This is a genomic window from Gordonia sp. C13 (assembly GCF_023218005.1).
GTDB classification, from domain to species: Bacteria; Actinomycetota; Actinomycetes; order Mycobacteriales; family Mycobacteriaceae; genus Gordonia; species Gordonia namibiensis.
The window spans coordinates 43691-61342 of the sequence record NZ_JALPSY010000033.1; the positions used below are offsets into that span (position 1 = coordinate 43691).

Annotated in this window: 14 protein-coding genes; 5 read left to right on the top strand and 9 right to left on the bottom strand. The window is 66.8% G+C overall.

Annotated features, from left to right (window positions below; genetic code table 11):
• Positions 1-20: 20 nt before the first annotated feature.
• Both M1L58_RS20730 and M1L58_RS20735 read right to left on the bottom strand, forming a co-directional pair.
• Positions 21-845: an alpha/beta fold hydrolase gene (locus M1L58_RS20730; RefSeq protein WP_248660327.1), complete on the bottom strand. Its 825-nt coding sequence runs from the start codon at positions 843-845 to the stop codon at positions 21-23.
• The gene (locus tag M1L58_RS20735; protein WP_006865713.1) at positions 842-1615 is read right to left on the bottom strand and encodes a fumarylacetoacetate hydrolase family protein; all 774 of its coding nucleotides are present in this window, start codon (positions 1613-1615) and stop codon (positions 842-844) included. Before M1L58_RS20735 ends, M1L58_RS20730 begins: the two co-directional genes overlap by 4 nt.
• Positions 1616-1740: 125 nt before the next feature.
• On the opposite strand from M1L58_RS20735, the gene M1L58_RS20740 reads away from it, so the two are divergent.
• Positions 1741-2970 (top strand): MFS transporter, encoded by a 1230-nt coding sequence (locus tag M1L58_RS20740; protein WP_248660328.1) that lies wholly within the window; start codon positions 1741-1743, stop codon positions 2968-2970.
• 87 nt (positions 2971-3057) lie between these two features.
• On the opposite strand, the gene M1L58_RS20745 is transcribed toward M1L58_RS20740, so the two are convergent.
• Together M1L58_RS20745 and serA are read right to left on the bottom strand one after the other, a co-directional pair.
• Complete coding sequence (locus tag M1L58_RS20745; RefSeq protein WP_006865711.1) at positions 3058-4068, bottom strand: 3-isopropylmalate dehydrogenase; 1011 nt, start codon at positions 4066-4068, stop codon at positions 3058-3060.
• Positions 4065-5660, bottom strand: a complete 1596-nt coding sequence (gene serA / locus M1L58_RS20750; protein ID WP_248660329.1) for a phosphoglycerate dehydrogenase — start codon at positions 5658-5660, stop codon at positions 4065-4067. The genes M1L58_RS20745 and serA overlap by 4 nt, the downstream gene beginning before the upstream one ends.
• A 332-nt stretch (positions 5661-5992) precedes the next feature.
• Between serA and M1L58_RS20755 the strand changes: the two genes are divergently transcribed.
• Positions 5993-6658 (top strand): S1 family peptidase, encoded by a 666-nt coding sequence (locus M1L58_RS20755; protein ID WP_006865709.1) that lies wholly within the window; start codon positions 5993-5995, stop codon positions 6656-6658.
• 369 nt (positions 6659-7027) lie between these two features.
• Here the strand turns inward: M1L58_RS20755 and M1L58_RS20760 are convergent, their stop codons facing one another.
• The 5 genes from M1L58_RS20760 to M1L58_RS20780 all read right to left on the bottom strand — a co-directional run bounded on the left by M1L58_RS20760 (position 7028) and on the right by M1L58_RS20780 (position 13268).
• Positions 7028-7798 (bottom strand): hypothetical protein, encoded by a 771-nt coding sequence (locus M1L58_RS20760; protein WP_248660330.1) that lies wholly within the window; start codon positions 7796-7798, stop codon positions 7028-7030.
• A gap of 67 nt (positions 7799-7865) precedes the next feature.
• On the bottom strand, positions 7866-8918 hold the full coding sequence (locus M1L58_RS20765; RefSeq protein ID WP_245548573.1) for a hypothetical protein: 1053 nt from the start codon (positions 8916-8918) through the stop codon (positions 7866-7868).
• A 762-nt stretch (positions 8919-9680) separates the two neighbouring features.
• Positions 9681-10694 (bottom strand): ketol-acid reductoisomerase, encoded by a 1014-nt coding sequence (gene ilvC / locus M1L58_RS20770; protein ID WP_039880683.1) that lies wholly within the window; start codon positions 10692-10694, stop codon positions 9681-9683.
• A gap of 94 nt (positions 10695-10788) precedes the next feature.
• Positions 10789-11292, bottom strand: coding sequence for an acetolactate synthase small subunit (gene ilvN / locus M1L58_RS20775; RefSeq protein ID WP_005199381.1), 504 nt, complete (start codon positions 11290-11292; stop codon positions 10789-10791).
• The gene (locus M1L58_RS20780; protein WP_006865706.1) at positions 11289-13268 is read right to left on the bottom strand and encodes an acetolactate synthase large subunit; all 1980 of its coding nucleotides are present in this window, start codon (positions 13266-13268) and stop codon (positions 11289-11291) included. The genes ilvN and M1L58_RS20780 overlap by 4 nt, the downstream gene beginning before the upstream one ends.
• Before the next feature lie 334 nt (positions 13269-13602).
• Here M1L58_RS20780 and M1L58_RS20785 point away from each other — a divergent pair, with 334 nt between their 5' ends.
• From M1L58_RS20785 to ilvD, 3 genes are all read left to right on the top strand, one after another.
• A complete protein-coding gene (locus M1L58_RS20785) occupies positions 13603-14049 on the top strand; it encodes a PH domain-containing protein (RefSeq protein ID WP_006865705.1) in 447 nt (148 codons plus the stop codon).
• Between the two features lie 78 nt (positions 14050-14127).
• A complete protein-coding gene (gene mgtE / locus M1L58_RS20790; protein WP_248660331.1) occupies positions 14128-15471 on the top strand; it encodes a magnesium transporter in 1344 nt (447 codons plus the stop codon).
• 283 nt (positions 15472-15754) lie between these two features.
• Positions 15755-17599: a dihydroxy-acid dehydratase gene (gene ilvD, locus M1L58_RS20795; RefSeq protein ID WP_248660332.1), complete on the top strand. Its 1845-nt coding sequence runs from the start codon at positions 15755-15757 to the stop codon at positions 17597-17599.
• The last annotated feature ends 53 nt before the right edge of the window (positions 17600-17652 follow it).

Here is a 17652-nt window from a genome sequence, read left to right on the forward strand (position 1 = left end):
TCAGGCCCTGACCGGCGCGTTCAGTCCCGGAACCGCCCGCAGAAGTCGACGAGCACGCGGTTCACCTCGGCCGGTTGTTCGAGATAGCCGAAATGCCCGGCACGTTCGATCTGTACGTACTCCGCACCCGGAATCGCCTCGGCCACCTCGCGAGCCAACTTCGGCGGCAACGTGCGGTCGTCGGCGAACCCGACGACCAGCGTCGGGCGGGTGATGTTGTGGTAGGCGGAGAGTCGGTCGGACTCCTTGTTGTGGAGTTCGAGCTGCGCACGCACCCCCGGGGTGATCGTCTGCGGCGAGAAACTGATGATGTCGAGCCAATCCCGGGCGGAGCGGTCGTCGTCGAGGGTGTGCGGCGACAGGTTGAGATGAGCGGTGATGGCGGCCTCGTACTCCGGCGGCAGCTTGATCTTGTTGTCGTAGAGCGCGCGCTCACCGGCCGAGATCGCTTCCTGTAGCGGGGTGTTGCGACCGTAGGTGGCGATCAGGACGGCAGCCTTGACGACGTCGGGCCGCGCCAGGGCGAGTTCCTGGGTGATCCGCGCGCCCAACGAGGTGCCCACGACGATCGCCGGACCGCGACCCAGATGCTCGATGAGCGCGGCGGTGTCGGCGACCATGTCGTCGAGGCTGAAACCCTCCGCACATTCCGACGACGGGGCGATGCCGCGGTTGTCGAAGGTGACGACGGTGTAACCCGCCTTCACCAGTGCCGGTTCCTGATTGGCCTTCCACACGCGCCCGGGACTTCCGGTGCCCATCACCATGACGACGAGCGGGCCGCTCCCGGCCACGCTGTAGGAGATGTCGATGCCGTTGACGCGTGCCGTACTGGGAGCTGTCATGCCTTGTCCACCACCGGGTTGGAGAGCGTTCCGATTCCGCTGACGGTCACCGAGACCCGTTGTCCGGCAACCATCGGCCCCACCCCTTCGGGCGTGCCCGTGAGGATCACGTCACCGGGGAGCAGGGTCATGATCCGCGTGATCCACTCGACGATCTCGCCGATGTCGTGCAGCATCAACGACGTCCGCGTGCGCTGCTTGACCTCTCCGTCGAGCTCGGTCACGAGTTCGACATCGGAAGGATCGAAGGAGGTCTCGATCCAGGGACCGAGTGGGCAGAAGGTGTCGTAGCTCTTGCCACGTGTCCACTGACCGTCGGCCTTCTGGTGATCACGGGCGGTCACGTCGTTGGCGATCGTGTAACCCAGGATGACGTCCTTGGCCTGTGCGGCCTTGACGTCCTTGCAGGGGCGGCCGATGACGACGGCCAGTTCGCCTTCGTAGTCGACGCGTTCCGACGACGGCGGGCGCACGATCGGGACTTCGGGACCGATGATCGAGGTGTTGGGTTTGATGAAGATCACCGGGTCGGCGGGCGCCTCACCACCCATTTCGGCCGCGTGGGCGGCGTAGTTCTTGCCGATGCAGATCACCTTGCTGGCCAGGATCGGAGCCAGCACACGGACGTCGGCCAGTTTCCAGGAGCGACCGGTGAACGTCGGGGTACCGAACGGATGCTCGGCGATCTCCTTGACGACAGCGTCGTCGCCCTCCCCTTCGACGGACACGAAGGCCACTCCGTCGGGACTCGCAATTCGACCTAAGCGCATGTCCAGACCCTATCGCACCCACCGATCCCACCCGTTGGGAGCCGAGTTGGCCGACCGTCCCGCCAGTCTTAGAATGTGAGCAAACTGTTCCACACTATGAGATACGGAGAGCGGGGTGAGTTCGGATGGATGACGTGAGCATCATTTCCAGCACCAGGAGGTGGGTCATCCTCGGATGCTCACTGCTCGCCGCGCTGACGACCACCTGCGTCGTGAGCGGCGTCGCGTATCTGATCCCCGCGCTGCACACCGACACCGGACTGACCCTCACCGCGGCGTCGACACTCGCCGCCATCCCCACGATCGGCCTCACGATGGCCACGTTCCTGTGGGGCATCCTGCTGGACCGATACGGCGAACGCTGGATTCTGCTTATCTCCCTGTCGATCTCGCTCACAGGTGCCACCGGCGCGGCCGTTGCTGCGGCCGCTGATGCGTCGTATGTCCTCGTCGGAGCGGCTCTTCTGGTGGGCGGCATCGGGTCCGGCGCGGCCAACGGGGCCAGCGGCCGGATCGTCGTGGGCTGGTTCCCAGCTCATCAGCGCGGCACCGCGATGGGCGTCCGGCAGATGGCGCAACCCCTGGGCATCGGGACGTGCGCATTGACCATGCCGGTCGTCGCGGACACCCAGGGACCCGCTGTGGCCCTGGCCATCCCGGCCGTGATCACCGCCGTCGGCCTGGTGGCGGTGCTGATCGGCATCACCGACCCACCTCGTCAGGCGACTTCGGTTGGCACCGAACTCGATCCCACGACCAGACGAAACCCCTACCGGGGCAACTCGTTCCTGGCCCGTGTCCACGTCGTCAGCATGCTGCTCGTCGTACCGCAGTCGATGATGTGGACCTTCGTGCCCACGTGGCTGATCGTGGCCCACGACTGGTCGCCCGCCGCTGCCGGAATCCTGATCACCGTGACGCAGGTAACCGGCGCCTTCGGCCGGATCGCCGCGGGGCGGTGGTCGGACGCCTGGCTCTCCCGAATGCGTCCGATCCGGATCATCGCGGTCGCCGGTGTCGCGTCGATGTGCGCTCTCGCCGTGGCGGATTGGTTCGACAGTCCCGTCGCACCCGCTCTGATGGCGGTGGCGAGCGTGATCTCGGTGGCCGACAACGGCCTGGCGTTCACCGCGATCGCCGAGTTCGCCGGGCCCGACTGGAGCGGGCGCGGACTCGCGGTGCAGAACACGGGTCAGTACCTGGTGACCGCCGCGACGACACCCGTGCTGGGTGCGCTGATCGCCGCGGTCGGTTTCCCGGCGGCGTTTGCGGCCACCGCACTGGCCTCTCTGGTCGCCACTCCCCTGGTCCCGCGCGACGCCCAGCGGCTCGTCGAGGAGCCGCTGAAGGCCTGACCGGCCCGGGAATTCAGTGCATACGGATCAACCCGCCACCCGATCGCCGGGTGGCGGGTTGATTCCGCTGGTGCTGGTTCGCGGACCTCAGGCGAGGCGTTCGCGGATGCGCTTGCCGACCTCACTGGTGACGACCGGTCCGCTGCGCTCGGCGAGGTCGTCGGCGACGGCCTTCTCGATCCGGGCGGCGGCGTCGTTCTCGCCGAGGTGCTGGAGCAGCAGCGCCGTGGACAGGATGGCAGCGGTCGGATCCGCCTTGCCCTGACCGGCGATGTCGGGGGCCGAACCGTGAACCGGTTCGAACATCGACGGGTTCGCACCGGTGGCATCGATGTTGCCCGACGCCGCGAGTCCGATCCCGCCGCTGACGGCGGCCGCGATGTCGGTGATGATGTCGCCGAACAGGTTGTCGGTGACGACCACGTCGAAGCGGCCGGGGTCGGTGACCAGGTAGATGGTCGCCGCGTCGACATGGCAGTAGTCGGTGGTGACGTCGGGGAATTCGGCACCGATCTCCTCGACCGCACGGCTCCACAACGATCCGGCGAAGCCGAGCACGTTGGTCTTGTGGACCAGGGTGAGCTTCTTCCGACGCTGCTGCGCACGCTGGAAAGCGTTGCGTACCACGCGTTCGACGCCGAAGCGGGTGTTGACGCTGACCTCGGTGGCCACCTCGTGCGGGGTGCCCACGCGGATCGAGCCGCCGTTGCCGGTGTAGGGCCCCTCGGTGCCCTCGCGGACGACGACGAAGTCGATCTCGGGGTCGCCGGCCAGCGGCGACGTGACACCCGGGTACCGGCGCGACGGACGCAGGTTCACGTGGTGATCCAGGGCGAAACGCATGGTGAGCAGCAGGCCGCGCTCGAGGATGCCCGGGGGCACCGACGGGTCGCCGATGGCGCCCAACAGGATTGCGTCGTGGCGGCGCAGCGACTCGAGATCGTCCTCGGTGAGGAGTTCACCGTTGCGGTGGTAGCGGCGAGCGCCGAGATCGAACTCGGTGGTGCTCACCGACGGGACGACGGTCTCCAGGACGCCGAGCGCCTCCCCGATGACCTCGGGTCCGATGCCGTCGCCGGCGATGACAGCGAGCTTCACGACAGGTCCACCTGCTCGATCAGGGTGGCGCCCACGGCCGTACCGATGGCCTCGACGACGTCGTCGGCGACCGCGCTGCTCACGCGCAGCATCATGGTTGCGCCACCGCCCTCGGCGTCCTGCGACAGACCGGCGGCGAGGATGTCGACGCCGGCATCGCCGAGCAGGGTGCCGATCTTGCCGAGCGAGCCCGGACGATCGGCGTAGCTCACGATCAGGTTGTGGCCCTCGGCGCGGAGGTCGAAGTTGCGGCCGTTGATGTTGACGATCTTCTCGACGAGACGCGGCTCGGTGAGCGTGCCGGAGACGTTGTGGACCGAGCCGTCGGCGAAGACGGCCTTCACGTCGACGACGCTGCGGTGGTTGGGGCTCTCCGGGGCGGTGGTCACCTCGCTGGTGACGCCACGGCTCTCGGCGACGGCAGGGGCGTTGACGAAGGTGACGGGCTCGTCGAGGACGGCCGAGAACAGACCGCGCAGCGCCGACAGTCCGAGGACCTCGACGTTCTTGGCGGCCAGCTCACCGCGGACGTCGACGACGATGGAGGTCGGCGGCTCCTTGCTGATGGCGCCGACGAGGACACCGGCCTTGCGGGCGACCTCGAGCCACGGGGCGACCTCTTCGTCGACCGCACCGCCGGTGATGTTGACGGCGTCGGGCACGAAGTGGCCGGCCAGGGCTAGGCGGACGCTCTTGGCGACGTCGGTGCCGGCACGGTCCTGGGCCTCGCTGGTGGAGGCGCCGAGGTGCGGGGTCACGACGACCTGCGGGAGGTCGAACAGCGGCGAGTCGGTGCAGGGCTCGGTCGCGAAGACGTCGAGGCCGGCAGCGCGAACCTGGCCGGAGTTGATGGCGTCGGCCAGTGCCTGCTCGTCGATCAGACCACCGCGGGCGGCGTTGACGATGACGACGCCCTTCTTGGTGCGGGCGAGCTGCTCCGCGCCGATGAGACCGAGGGTCTCCGGCGTCTTGGGCAGGTGCACGGTGATGAAGTCGGCGCGCTCGAGGAGCTCGTCGAGGCTGACCAGCTCGATGCCGAGCTGGGCGGCGCGGGCCGGCGAGACGTAGGGGTCGTACGCGATGATGTGGGTCTCGAAGGCGGCCAGACGCGCGGCGACCAGCTGACCGATGCGGCCGAGGCCGACGACGCCGACAGTCTTGTCGAAGATCTCGACACCGTTGAAAGACGAACGCTTCCAGGTCTTCTCGCGCAGGGTGGCGTCGGCGGCCGGGATCTGGCGCGACGCCGACATCAGCAGCGCGATGGCGTGCTCGGCGGCGGTGTGGATGTTGGAGGTCGGCGCGTTGACGACCATGACGCCACGGGCGGTGGCGGCGGGGACGTCGACGTTGTCGAGACCGACACCGGCGCGTGCGATGATCTTCAGCTTCTTGCCGGCGTCGAGGACCTCGGCGTCGACAGTCGTCGCGGAACGCACGAGGATGGCGTCGGCGTCGACGACGGCCTCGAGCAGCTTGGGACGGTCCGGGCCGTCGACCCATCGCACCTCGACACCGTCACCGAGTGCTTCCACGGTTGACGGCGCCAGCTTGTCAGCGATGAGTACGACCGGGCGGCCAGCAGAGCTCACAGTCTTTTCTCCAGGTTCGGGGCAGGTGCGATTTCTCACCTTCGGCAGGACGGAGCGTCGTGGACTCTCCGTATCACAGCTTAAAGGTCTGGTAGATGGCTCCGAACAGGCGGTCTACCCCAAAAGAGAAGCCGACGCCGCGCGGCTGGGTAGAGTGTGACGGGCATTACGGCGCGCTGCGGCAAGCATCACGGAAGGGTTGCAAACCGACCGCGGGTCGATCCCACGCAGGAGCGAACGCCGGGGAGTCCCGGTACGGTGTGCTTTGACCGCCTGCCGCGACTTTTTCCGGCAGGCGTTTCGGCGCATTGCGAATTAGAAGTGGAGAGCGGATGACGAAGAAGCTGACGGCACTGTTGGCGGTTTTGGCTGCGACGGTGCTCGCCGGCTGGGGAGCGGGTGTCGCGGTTGCGGCCCCGGCAAAGATCTTCCTCGGGGGCGGCTCGGGAATTCTTGTCCTCAAAGGTGGTAACTCCGCTGCAGCCTGCACCCTGACGACGATCGGCCGCTCCAAGACCGGCAAGCTCATCGGCATCACCGCGGGCCACTGCGGTAACCCCGGCCAGAAGGTCTACTCGGAGACCTTCCAGGACCGCGGCCAGGCCGGCACCATCACCCACTCGTTCTCCGACCTCGACATGGCGATCATCCAGATGGACGCCTCGAAGGTCGTGCCGCTGCGCACCGTCCGCGGCGTGACGATCCGCTCGGTCGACCCCCGACCCATCGGCTTCCCCACCATCGCGTGCAAGGAAGGCCGCACCACCGGAAACACCTGTGGCATCGCCTGGTTCTCCGAGGGTGACGTCCACCTGAGCCAGCTGTGCGTCATCGAAGGCGACTCCGGCAGCCCCGTCGTCGTCGGCGACCGCCTCGTCGGCATGGTGAACGCCTACTACTTCCTCGGTTGCTTCGGCCCGGAGACCGGCACCAACATCAAGCCGATCCTCAACCGGGTGGCCTCGATCCCCGAGTACAAGGGATTCACGATCGCCTGATCGAACTTCCCCATGCGACGCCCCGGGTTCACACCCGGGGCGTTGTGCGTTTCCGGGACATTGCCCGCCCAGCCGCAGCTTTCGCTGAAAACCGCCCCTGATCGACCCTCCAGGGGTGGACCGGCGACATAGTGCCGCCGGTCCCCCTGTGGAGGGTCTCTCTCAGGGGTGCTTTTCAGGGGCGGTTTTCGGGGCCCCGGGGTCAGCCCGCGGGCGGCCCCCAACCGCTTCGCAAACCCCATCCTTCTCGGCAGATCCGCGCACGGGGTGGGTCTGCCGAAAAGAGGCGGGTTTGTGCCGACGACAGCGGGCCCGCACCTCCGGAGAGATGCGGGCCCGCTGTCAGTGCATACGCAGGACTACCGCCGCCTACCGACCGCTGTCGGCGAACTGGTCAGCGTCGAGCCTCTCCGCGGCACTGCCGTCCACCAGTTCAGTCCGTGACTCGGCGTTCATCCAATAGAAGCGCAGCATCGAGTAGAGCGCTGCTCCGCCCGGCGTATACCAGGGCGCGTCACCAAGCATGTATCGCGGCGAATCAGGCGCGCTCTCTATGACCACTACGTCGCGGGCCGGCCGTGATTCGGTCCGTTCCGCCGTGATTCGAGCGATGTCGACCCACCGGATCTCCGTGTCAGACGCAGTCCGATGGTGCGTCAAGCCCTGGTCGTCGAAGGTGATACTCGGCGGCCCATATTTCCGGCGGGCATACTCGCCATAAACCGCGGCGGCTACGATGACGGCGACCCCGATCGGAAAGAAGACCTTCTGTCCTGGCGTCAGCGACAGGTCGATCACGCCCGACGGGACGAGCACCACGAATCCCACACCGCCGACAGTCGCCAGCGCCAGCGCGACACGAATCAGGCGATCGTAGACACGGTCGTAACGCAAAATGGTCCGCGCGCCAGTGAACTCAACGTTGGGCTCGACCCGTTCGAGAACACGGACCCGGAGTACACCGACTGCAGCGATGATTATCGCCAACGAAAACGCAGCTGTAACGAAGGCAGTCGGCACATCCCGCGCTCGAACCGCACTCACCGCCAGAGCAACCGCAACCGGCGTCATCAGAGCGACGAATAGGAGTCCGATCACACGGCCACCCCTCCACGCTTCCGGCCTGCGTGCATCGGTCACGAAACTCCCCCTCTACCCTCGTCGGAAACGCCCCCGACGCAACAGTTTTCGACCCGTGGAGCGTATGTCACGACGTCGGCGCTGGACAAACGGCTTCTCCGACCTTCTTGCCGACCCACCCGAAGAGCCAGCTTCCAGCCATGGAGCCTCCTGCGGCACCGGCGACCGCCGCCGGGCCGCCAGGGGCGGACGCGCCTGCGCCAAGAACGCCGCCCGCATACCCGCCGGCGGCGCCGAACGCGGCCGAGAACCCCGCGACGCACTTGTCCTCAGCCACTACGACGTCATAGATTCCAACGCCGATCGCCAGCGCTGGACCACCGTACTTAGCACCCGCCCCGAGCTTCTCAGCGCCTGCCGCCGAGATCCGCGGGATACCGTGACCGTCATCGACATACTTGTCGACTCCACTGAGCACGCCCCCGATGGTCGTCTCGATCGGATGCGAGAAGAACGGGCTGTCCGCCGGTATGTCCCCAGTACGACCGTCCGGCGTAGTCACTCGGCCGGTCTTGTATCCGTCCTCCCATTCCTCCGCATATGCCGTAGTTCCGTCAGCCCAGGTGGTGGAGAATACCTTCGTTCCGGTGAGGTCCTCCCATGAGTGCGAAGTCGAGATCACCTTCCCGCCGCGGTCATAATGCTTGACAGTCGTCTCGAAAAGCTTCATTGACGGCATGGACCCCCGGTACGGATCCCATTCGGTGATGACTTGGCGACTACCGTCCTGCATGTAGAGAATCTTGTGGCGGCCCTGATCATCTTCGAACTTCTCTGTTGCTCGCACCGTCATCGCCATGTCCTCGGCACGCACCATCAGCTGCTGTTGCAGACCCAGAAGGGTGCCCGGGTTCGGCACTTGATCGGTCGGGGCCACTAGCCCCGGAATCGGTACAAACATGTTTGTCGACGGGTTTGTCCAACCGTGCTTGCCCGCGGCGGCCTGGATGGCCTGTGCAACTGAGTTGTCAGCGGCGTCGACTGCCAACAGGAGTTGGTTTATGGCGCCCTGCTGTCGATTAGCTTCCCCGGCCAGACGATCGGCCTCCTCGATGGACATTTCAATCGGGTCGATCAAGACGACCCACGCGTCGGTCACCCAGAGTTTGCTCGCGTCCACGGCGTCAGCCTTCGCCAGAAGGTCTGTTCGCGCTTTTCCAAGCGTGTGTGCCCCCTCGGAGAGCGCCAACCCTACTGAGGCAGCAAACGACGCAAGATCTGTCGCCGAGTTGGTCGCGCGCCGGAACGCCGCTGTCCCGGCATCGTGACTCAGCCCTGTCCAGCCTCTCAGTGAGGGCAGACTCTGACACGCCGTGTACACCGACCCGACAGCAGACTCGGTCGTCGCCCCTGCTGTGTCAACTGATTCCCCGCCGCCGGCGAGTGCTGCCGGAGCCCAACCGGTGAGCTGCGGGCGAGTCGGCAGCACGCTAATTCCTCCCGGCCCCGAACTCGAGACTTTCGAACGTTCGAGCTAGCGCCGCGTCCTCGACCTCAAACGTATTTCCCGCGCCTCGAACTGCGTTTCCGATGGAGCTCAGACTGTCGGAAATCGACTCCGCCCGCGACCGAAGCTCCAAAGCAACGAGTCGTGCAGCCCACTGCGTCGCCGAACCGTCGACACAATCCGCAGCGAGTCGCGCCTTGTCTCCGAGATCAGCTGCCACAAGAGCCGAAGCAGCGTCGTCGGCTTGGTTGGCAAGCGATTGGAGCACCCCAGAATCTACCCGCATCACACCCCCATTGATGTTCGCAGGTGACGGTAGCAGTCCCCTGCAACATCACGTCACAGGCCATTCACAGCCGGTCCCGGTCGACCGTGGCCTAAAAGCCGATCGGCCCCCGGGAAATCCCGGGGGCCGATCGTAAGAAATGCTTAGACTCAGGCGGTCTCGGTGATCGGACGATCAACCCAGCTCATCAGGTCGCGCAGCTTCTTGCCGGTGACCTCGATCGGGTGCTCGGCGTTCTGCTTGCGCAGGCCCTCGAGCTCCTTGTTGCCGCCCTCGACGTTGGCGACGAGACGCTTGACGAAGGTGCCGTCCTGGATGTCCTTCAGGATGGCGCGCATGCGCTCCTTGGTGTCGGCGTCGATGACGCGCGGGCCCGAGATGTAGCCACCGAACTCGGCGGTGTCGGAGACCGAGTAGTTCATGCGGGCGATGCCACCCTCGTACATGAGGTCGACGATGAGCTTGAGCTCGTGCAGCACCTCGAAGTAGGCCATCTCCGGTGCGTAACCGGCCTCGACCATGACCTCGAAGCCGGCCTTGACCAGTTCCTCGGTGCCACCGCAGAGCACGGCCTGCTCACCGAAGAGGTCGGTCTCGGTCTCTTCCTTGAAGGTGGTCTTGATGATTCCGGCGCGGCCACCGCCGATGGCGCTGGCGTAGCTGAGAGCGAGAGCCTGGCCCTCACCCTTCGGATCCTGGGCGACCGCGATGAGCGCGGGAACACCCTTGCCGTCGACGAACTGACGACGAACGAGGTGTCCGGGGCCCTTCGGCGCGACCATGGCGACGGTGACGTTCTCCGGAGCCTTGATCAGACCGAAGTGGATGTTCAGGCCGTGACCGAAGAACAGCGCATCGCCGTCCTTGAGGTTCGGCTCGATGTCCTCGGTGAAGATCTGTGCCTGCGAGGTGTCGGGTGCGAGGACCATGATGACGTCGGCCCAGGCGGCGGCCTCGGAAGCGGTCAGCACCTTGAGGCCCTGCTCCTCGGCCTTGGCCTTGGACTTGGAACCCTCACGCAGGCCGATGACGACGTCGACGCCCGAGTCGCGCAGCGACAGCGAATGCGCATGGCCCTGGCTGCCATAGCCGATCACCGCGACCTTGCGACCCTGGATGATCGACAGATCTGCGTCGTCGTCGTAGAACAGTTCGATGGCCACTTTGTTTCCCTTCGATTTGTGGCGCCCCTCGCGATTCTCTCTCTCGCCGAGGGACATATAAATTCTTCGCCGCTGTTAACAGCGCAGTCTACGGTCAGCGGTTGGCCGACATGCTCTTCGGTCCGCGTCCGAGCGCAACGGCGCCGGACTGGGCGATCTCGCGGATGCCGTAAGGATCGAGCATCCGGAGCAGGGCCTCGAGCTTCTCCGACGTACCGGTGGCCTCGATGGTGAGGGACTCCGGCGACACGTCGATGACCTTGGCGCGGAACAGGTTCACCACCTCGATGACCTCGGTGCGCACGGTCGAGTCCGAACGGACCTTGACCATCATCAGCTCGCGGGACACCGAGTTGGCCGGGTCCTGCTCGACGATCTTGATCACGTTCACCAGCTTGTTGAGCTGCTTGGTGACCTGCTCGAGCGGAAAGTCCTCGACGGAGACCATGATGGTCATTCGCGAGATCCCCTTGAGCTCGGTCGGTCCGACGGCCAACGACTCGATGTTGAACCCGCGACGCGAGAACAATCCGGAGACACGGGCCAGGACGCCCGGCCGGTCCTCGACCAGGACGCTGAGGGTGTGGGTGGTGCTCACTTCTGGTCCTTCTCTGCTGCGCGGTCGGCCGGAGCGTTGTCGACCTGCTGGTCGACGGTCCCGCGGGGGGCGTTCATCGTCTCGTGGATCTCGACCGGGTCCGACGCCGACTCGTCGTCGTCGAACAACGGCCGGATGTTGCGGGCCGCCATGATCTCGTCGTTGCCCGTGCCCGCGGCGACCATCGGCCACACCTGAGCGTCCTTGCCGACGATGAAGTCGATGACGACCGGGCGGTCGTTGATTGCACGTGCCTGCGCGATGACGTCGTCGACGTCCTCCTCACGCTCGACGCGGAATGCGACGCAGCCCAACGCCTCTGCCAGCTTCACGAAGTCCGGGATCATCCGAGAGTGCGTGGCGAGGTCGGTGTTGGAGTAGCGCTCCTCGTAGAAGAGGGTCTGCCACTGGCGGACCATGCCCAGGTTGCCGTTGTTGATCAGCGCGACCTTGATCGGGATGCCCTCGATCGCGCAGGTGGCCAGTTCCTGGTTGGTCATCTGGAAGCAGCCGTCGCCGTCGATCGCCCACACCTCGGTGTCGGGTGCGGCGGCCTTGGCGCCCATGGCGGCGGGCACCGCGTAACCCATCGTGCCCAGACCACCGGAGTTGAGCCAGGTGCGCGGCTTCTCGTAGGAGATGAACTGAGCGGCCCACATCTGGTGCTGGCCGACGCCGGCACAGTACACCGCGTCGGGTCCGGCAGCCTTGCCCAGCGCCTGGATGACGAACTCCGGCGACATCGAACCGTCGGTCTGACGGTCGTAGCTCAGCGGGTAGGTCTTGCGGATGCCGTCGAGGTAGGTCCACCACTCCGACAGGTCCGGCGTGGTGCCGGTGGTCGCCCGCTCGTCGCGCAGCGTCTCGGTCAGCTCGGCGATGACCGCCTTGCAGTCGCCGACGATCGGCACGTCGACCGGACGGTTCTTGCCGATCTCCGCAGGGTCGATGTCGGCATGGATGACCTTGGCGTCGGGCGCGAACGAATCGAGCTGGCCGGTCACGCGGTCGTCGAACCGGGCGCCGAGGGTGATCAGCAGATCGCTGCGCTGCAGGGCACCCACGGCCGCGACGGTGCCGTGCATACCCGGCATGCCCAGATGCTGGTCGTGGCTGTCGGGGAACGCGCCGCGCGCCATCAGGGTCGTGACGACCGGGATGCCGGTCAGCTCGGCGAGCTCGAGCAGCTCCTCGGAGGCGTTGGCCTTGATGACGCCGCCACCGACGTAGAGGACCGGTGATTTGGCGGCGTTGATCAGACGAGCCGCCTCGCGGACCTGCTTGCCGTGCGGCTTGGTGACCGGACGGTAGCCGGGCAGGTCGATCTGCGGCGGCCACGAGAACGTGGTCTGGCTCTGCAGGATGTCCTTGGGGATGTCGACGAGAACCGCACCAGGACGGCCGCTCTCGGCGATGTGGAAGGCCTCGGCGATGGTCTTCGGGATGTCGATGGCGCGGCTGACCAGGAAGTTGTGCTTCGTGATCGGCATGGTGATGCCGGAGATGTCAGCTTCCTGGAAGGCGTCGGTGCCGATCAGCGAGCGGCCGACCTGGCCGGTGATCGCAACGACGGGCACGGAGTCCATCTGCGCATCGGCCAGCGGGGTCACCAGGTTGGTGGCGCCCGGGCCCGAGGTCGCCATCATGACGCCGGCGCGACCCGCGACCTGCGCGTAGCCGGTGGCGGCGTGGCCGGCACCCTGCTCGTGGCGCACGAGGACATGGCGGACCTTGGTGGAGTCGAGCAGCGGGTCGTAGACCGGCAGGACCGCGCCGCCGGGGATGCCGAAGACGACCTCGACACCGAGCTCCTCGAGGGATCGGACCACAGACTGCGCACCGCTGACGCGCTCCGGCGCGACGGTGTGCTGACCTACCGCACGGAGGTTGCCCGCCGCGGGAGACTGCTGACGCAGTCCGGCGTTACGCGTCGGCTCATTGCGGCCGGCGTCGGTGCGTGCTGTTGGTGCGCTCACTGCACGATCCTCATCTTGTCTGTATTTCGGTGGTTGGGTGATGTGACTACCTGACATGAAAAAACCCCCGACAGCTTCCGCTGTTCGAGGGTGGCGCGTCGATGCCGGTAGGGGTCTGTGAAGTGACCGGTCAGGCGACGCGCCAGCCGATTACTACGAGGATCCCGTTTGTCATCACGTAGATCACGGTAGGACCGCGCGTCGTTCTGAGTCAAACTCCGGACCATGCCGTCCCACATTATGAGAACGCACTGGTGGTGACGGACGTCTCACCGACTACTGCCGGGTAGACCCGACGCCGCGTTCCTCGTGGCCGGGTTGGCACAATGGACGTGTGCCGACTGATTCCAGCGACCCCGCCGCCTCGACACCCGACGACTCTGCGGAGATCCCCTACCCCGTGGTCTTCCGCATCAACCGTGTCGCCTACTTCACGGTGCCGATGGTCGCGCTCGTGGTGGTCCTGCTGCTCGGCGCCTCGTACTGGTTCGCCTTCCTCTTCGTCGTACCGGTGGCGCTGTACATGTGGATTCACCGCCTCCGCACGATCGTCACCGAGGACGGACTCCGCGCGGTGGGCGGCCTGTCCACGACCGAACTGCCCTGGTCCGAGATCGCCGGCCTACAGTTCCCCAAGTGGAGTTCGGTCCGGGCGGTCCGCCCCGATGGCCAGCGGATCAAGTTGCCCGCCATCGGATTTCGCGATCTCCCCGTGTTGAACGTGGTGAGCAAGGGCCGCATCCCGGACCCGTTCGAGGCCGCCGCGAACCGCGACAAGTAGGTCCGATGGGTCCCGGCGGCACAGAATCGTCGCTGCGCGAACGGCTTTGACGACGACAGCAGCCGATAGGCTCGTCGGGTGACCTACGCGACGCTCGACGCGAACCAACTCGACGACCTGATCTCCGACGGTCAACTCGGCGCGGCCGCGACCGCGCTCTCGGCGCTGCCCGCCGGCGACATCGCGGCACTCCTCGATCGTCTCTCGCATCAAGCACGGGGTGTGGCCTTCCGCCTTCTCCCGAAGGATCTCGCCGTCGAGGTCTTCGACGATCTCTCCTCGGGCTCCCAGCGTCGGCTCATCGATGATCTCGGGACGGTCGAGGTGGCGGCGGCGTTCGATCACCTCGACCCCGACGACCGCGCCGAACTCCTCGACGAACTTCCCGCCGGCGTCGCCCGGGCCCTCATCCAGCAACTCACCCCGGGCGAACGCGACGTCACCGCCGTCGTGCTCGGTTACCCGCGCGGTTCGGTCGGGCGTCGGATGAGTCCCGAGTTCGTCCACGCCCGGCGCGACGAGACCGCCGACGCCGCCCTCACCCGGGTCAAGGACCGCGGTCACGCTGCCGAGACGATCTACACCGTGCCCGTCCTCGACGATGCGCGTGCGCTGTGTGGTGTCGTCAGCCTCCGCGACCTTCTCCTCGCCGAACCCGACGCACCGGTCGCCGAGCTGATGAACAAGCCGATGTTCGCCCACGTCGACGACGACGCCGAGTCCACCGCCCAGCGATGCATCGACCGCGGCATACTCGCGATGCCGGTGGTCGATCGCGACAACCGGCTGGTCGGTGTGCTCACCATCGACGACGCGGTCGAGGTCGTCGAACAGGCCCGCGACACCGACGAGGCCCGTGCCGGTGCGCGCGAGCCGCTTCGCGAGCCGTACCTGCACGCCTCGATCCTGTCGATCACCCGCGCCCGCATCGTGTGGCTGTTCGTCCTCGCGGTGTCGGCGATCCTCACCGTCAACGTCCTGGAGATCTTCGAGGGCACCCTCGAACAGAAGGTCGCCCTCGCCCTGTTCATCCCGCTGCTGACCGGCATCGGCGGCAACACCGGGTCGCAGGCCGCCACCACCGTCACCCGCGCCCTCGCGACCGATGACGTCACCACCCGCGACGTCGTCCGGGTCGCTGCCAAGGAGGTCCGGGTCGGACTGACGATGGGCTCGTTGCTCGGCGTCGTCGGGTTCGCCGTCGCCGCCCTGGTCTACGGGGTCGACATCGGCGCGGTCATCGGGCTGACGATCGTGTCGATCTGCACGATGGCGGCGACCGTCGGCGGCGTGATGCCCCTGGTCGCGAAATCCATCCGCGTGGACCCCGCGGTCTTCTCCACCCCGTTCATCTCGACGTTCTGCGATGCGACCGGCCTGATCATCTACTTCTCCATCGCCAAGGCGGTTCTGGGAATCTGAGTTCGACGCGCCGCGCCGACGGCCCGGGGTGACGTCCGAATCATTTTGTTTCCGCATGTCACAGCGGAGTAGCCTGGTCTCTCGGCGACTCGCGACGCCCACCCTCAGCGTGCGACGCCGTTCAACCCAGTTCCCGGGGCCACACAGTCCGAGTGAGACAAACCCCCGGGATCGCGGTGTTGACGCCAAGAGTCCGACGCGCAGAACGTCTTCGGCCCAGCAGTGCCCGAACCGTTCGGCGACGCCGACTCTGCCCGACCCGACGATCGATATTGAGGAACCCATGCCTGCCTTGAGGTCACGCACCACCACCGTCGGCCGCGAAGCCGCCGGCGCCCGCTCCCTGTGGCGAGCCACCGGTATGACCGACGACGATTTCGGCAAGCCCATCGTGGCGATCGCCAACTCGTACACGCAGTTCGTGCCGGGCCACGTGCACCTCAAGGATGTCGGCGAGATCGTCGCCGACGCAGTGCGAGCCGCGGGCGGCGTCCCGCGTGAGTTCCACACCATCGCCGTCGACGACGGCATCGCGATGGGCCACGGCGGCATGCTCTACTCGCTGCCGTCCCGCGAGATCATCGCCGACTCCGTCGAATACATGGTCAACGCCCACACCGCCGACGCGCTGGTGTGCATCTCCAACTGCGACAAGATCACCCCCGGCATGCTGAATGCCGCGATGCGCCTGAACATCCCGACCGTCTTCGTGTCCGGCGGTCCGATGGAGGCCGGCAAGGCGGTTGTCGTCGACGGCGTCGCCCAGGCCCCCACCGACTTGATCACCGCGATCTCCGCGTCGGCCAACAGCGACGTGGACGAGGACGGCCTGAGCGAGGTCGAGCGGTCGGCCTGCCCGACCTGTGGCTCGTGCTCGGGCATGTTCACCGCCAACTCGATGAACTGCCTCACCGAGGCACTCGGACTCGCCTTGCCGGGCAACGGCTCCACGCTGGCCACCCACGAGGCGCGTCGTGCGCTGTTCGAGCGCGCCGGCAAGGTCGTCATCGAGGCCGCCAACCGCTGGTACCGCGAGGACGACGCGTCGGTGCTGCCGCGGAGCATCGCGACCCCGTCCGCCTTCCGGAACGCGATGGCGCTCGACGTCGCCATGGGCGGCTCGACCAACACCGTGCTGCACATCCTCGCCGCGGCGCAGGAGGGCGAGGTCGCCGACTTCGATCTGTCGACCATCGACGAGATCAGCCGCAACGTCCCCTGCCTGTCGAAGGTCTCCCCGAACTCCGACTACCACATGGAGGACGTCCACCGGGCCGGCGGAATCCCCGCGATCCTCGGTGAGCTGCGTCGGGCCGGTCTGCTCGACGACACCACCTCGACCGTGTACAGCCCGACCCTGGCGCAGGCCCTCGACGACTGGGACATCCGCGGCGGCAAGGCGACCGACGAGGCCGTCGAACTGTTCCACGCGGCTCCGGGCGGCGTGCGCACCACGACCCCGTTCTCGACGGCCAACCGGTGGAGCTCGCTCGACACCGACGCCGCCGGCGGCTGCATCCGCGACCTCGCGCACGCCTACACCGTCGAGGGCGGGCTGTGCGTCCTGCGCGGCAACCTCGCACCCGACGGTGCCGTGCTCAAAACCGCGGGCATCGACGAGGACCTGTGGCACTTCGAGGGCCCGGCCCGCGTGGTCGAGAGCCAGGAGGAGGCCGTCCAGGTCATCCTGTCGAAGACCATCCAGGCCGGCGAGGTGCTCGTCGTCCGCTACGAGGGCCCCGCGGGCGGGCCGGGCATGCAGGAGATGCTGCACCCGACCGCCTTCATGAAGGGCACCGGCATGGGCAAGAAGTGCGCGCTCATCACCGACGGCCGGTTCTCCGGCGGATCGTCGGGTCTGTCGGTCGGCCACATGTCGCCGGAGGCGGCGTCCGGTGGCGCGATCGGACTCGTCGAGGACGGCGATCAGGTACTCATCGACGTCAAGACCCGTCGCCTCGAGGTCCTCGTCGACGACGAGGTGCTCGCCGAGCGTCGCGCGAAGATGGAGGCCTCCGAGCGCCCGTGGCAGCCGAAGGACCGTGAGCGCACCGTGACGACCGCGCTGCGCGCGTACGCGAAGCTCGCGACGTCGGCCGACAAGGGTGCGGTCCGACAGGTCGACTGACCGCTGAACCACAAAGTGCGGGGTGCGTACCGGATTCCGGTTCCCACCCCGCC

What these genes read in the sequence shown, in the direction of transcription:
- M1L58_RS20730 (WP_248660327.1), bottom strand. Translation starts at nt 845, where the DNA reads ATGACAGCTCCCAGTACGGCACGCGTCAACGGCATCGACATCTCCTAC.
- M1L58_RS20735 (WP_006865713.1), bottom strand. Translation starts at nt 1,615, where the DNA reads ATGCGCTTAGGTCGAATTGCGAGTCCCGACGGAGTGGCCTTCGTGTCC.
- M1L58_RS20740 (WP_248660328.1), top strand. Translation starts at nt 1,741, where the DNA reads ATGGATGACGTGAGCATCATTTCCAGCACCAGGAGGTGGGTCATCCTC.
- M1L58_RS20755 (WP_006865709.1), top strand. Translation starts at nt 5,993, where the DNA reads ATGACGAAGAAGCTGACGGCACTGTTGGCGGTTTTGGCTGCGACGGTG.
- ilvD (WP_248660332.1), top strand. Translation starts at nt 15,755, where the DNA reads ATGCCTGCCTTGAGGTCACGCACCACCACCGTCGGCCGCGAAGCCGCC.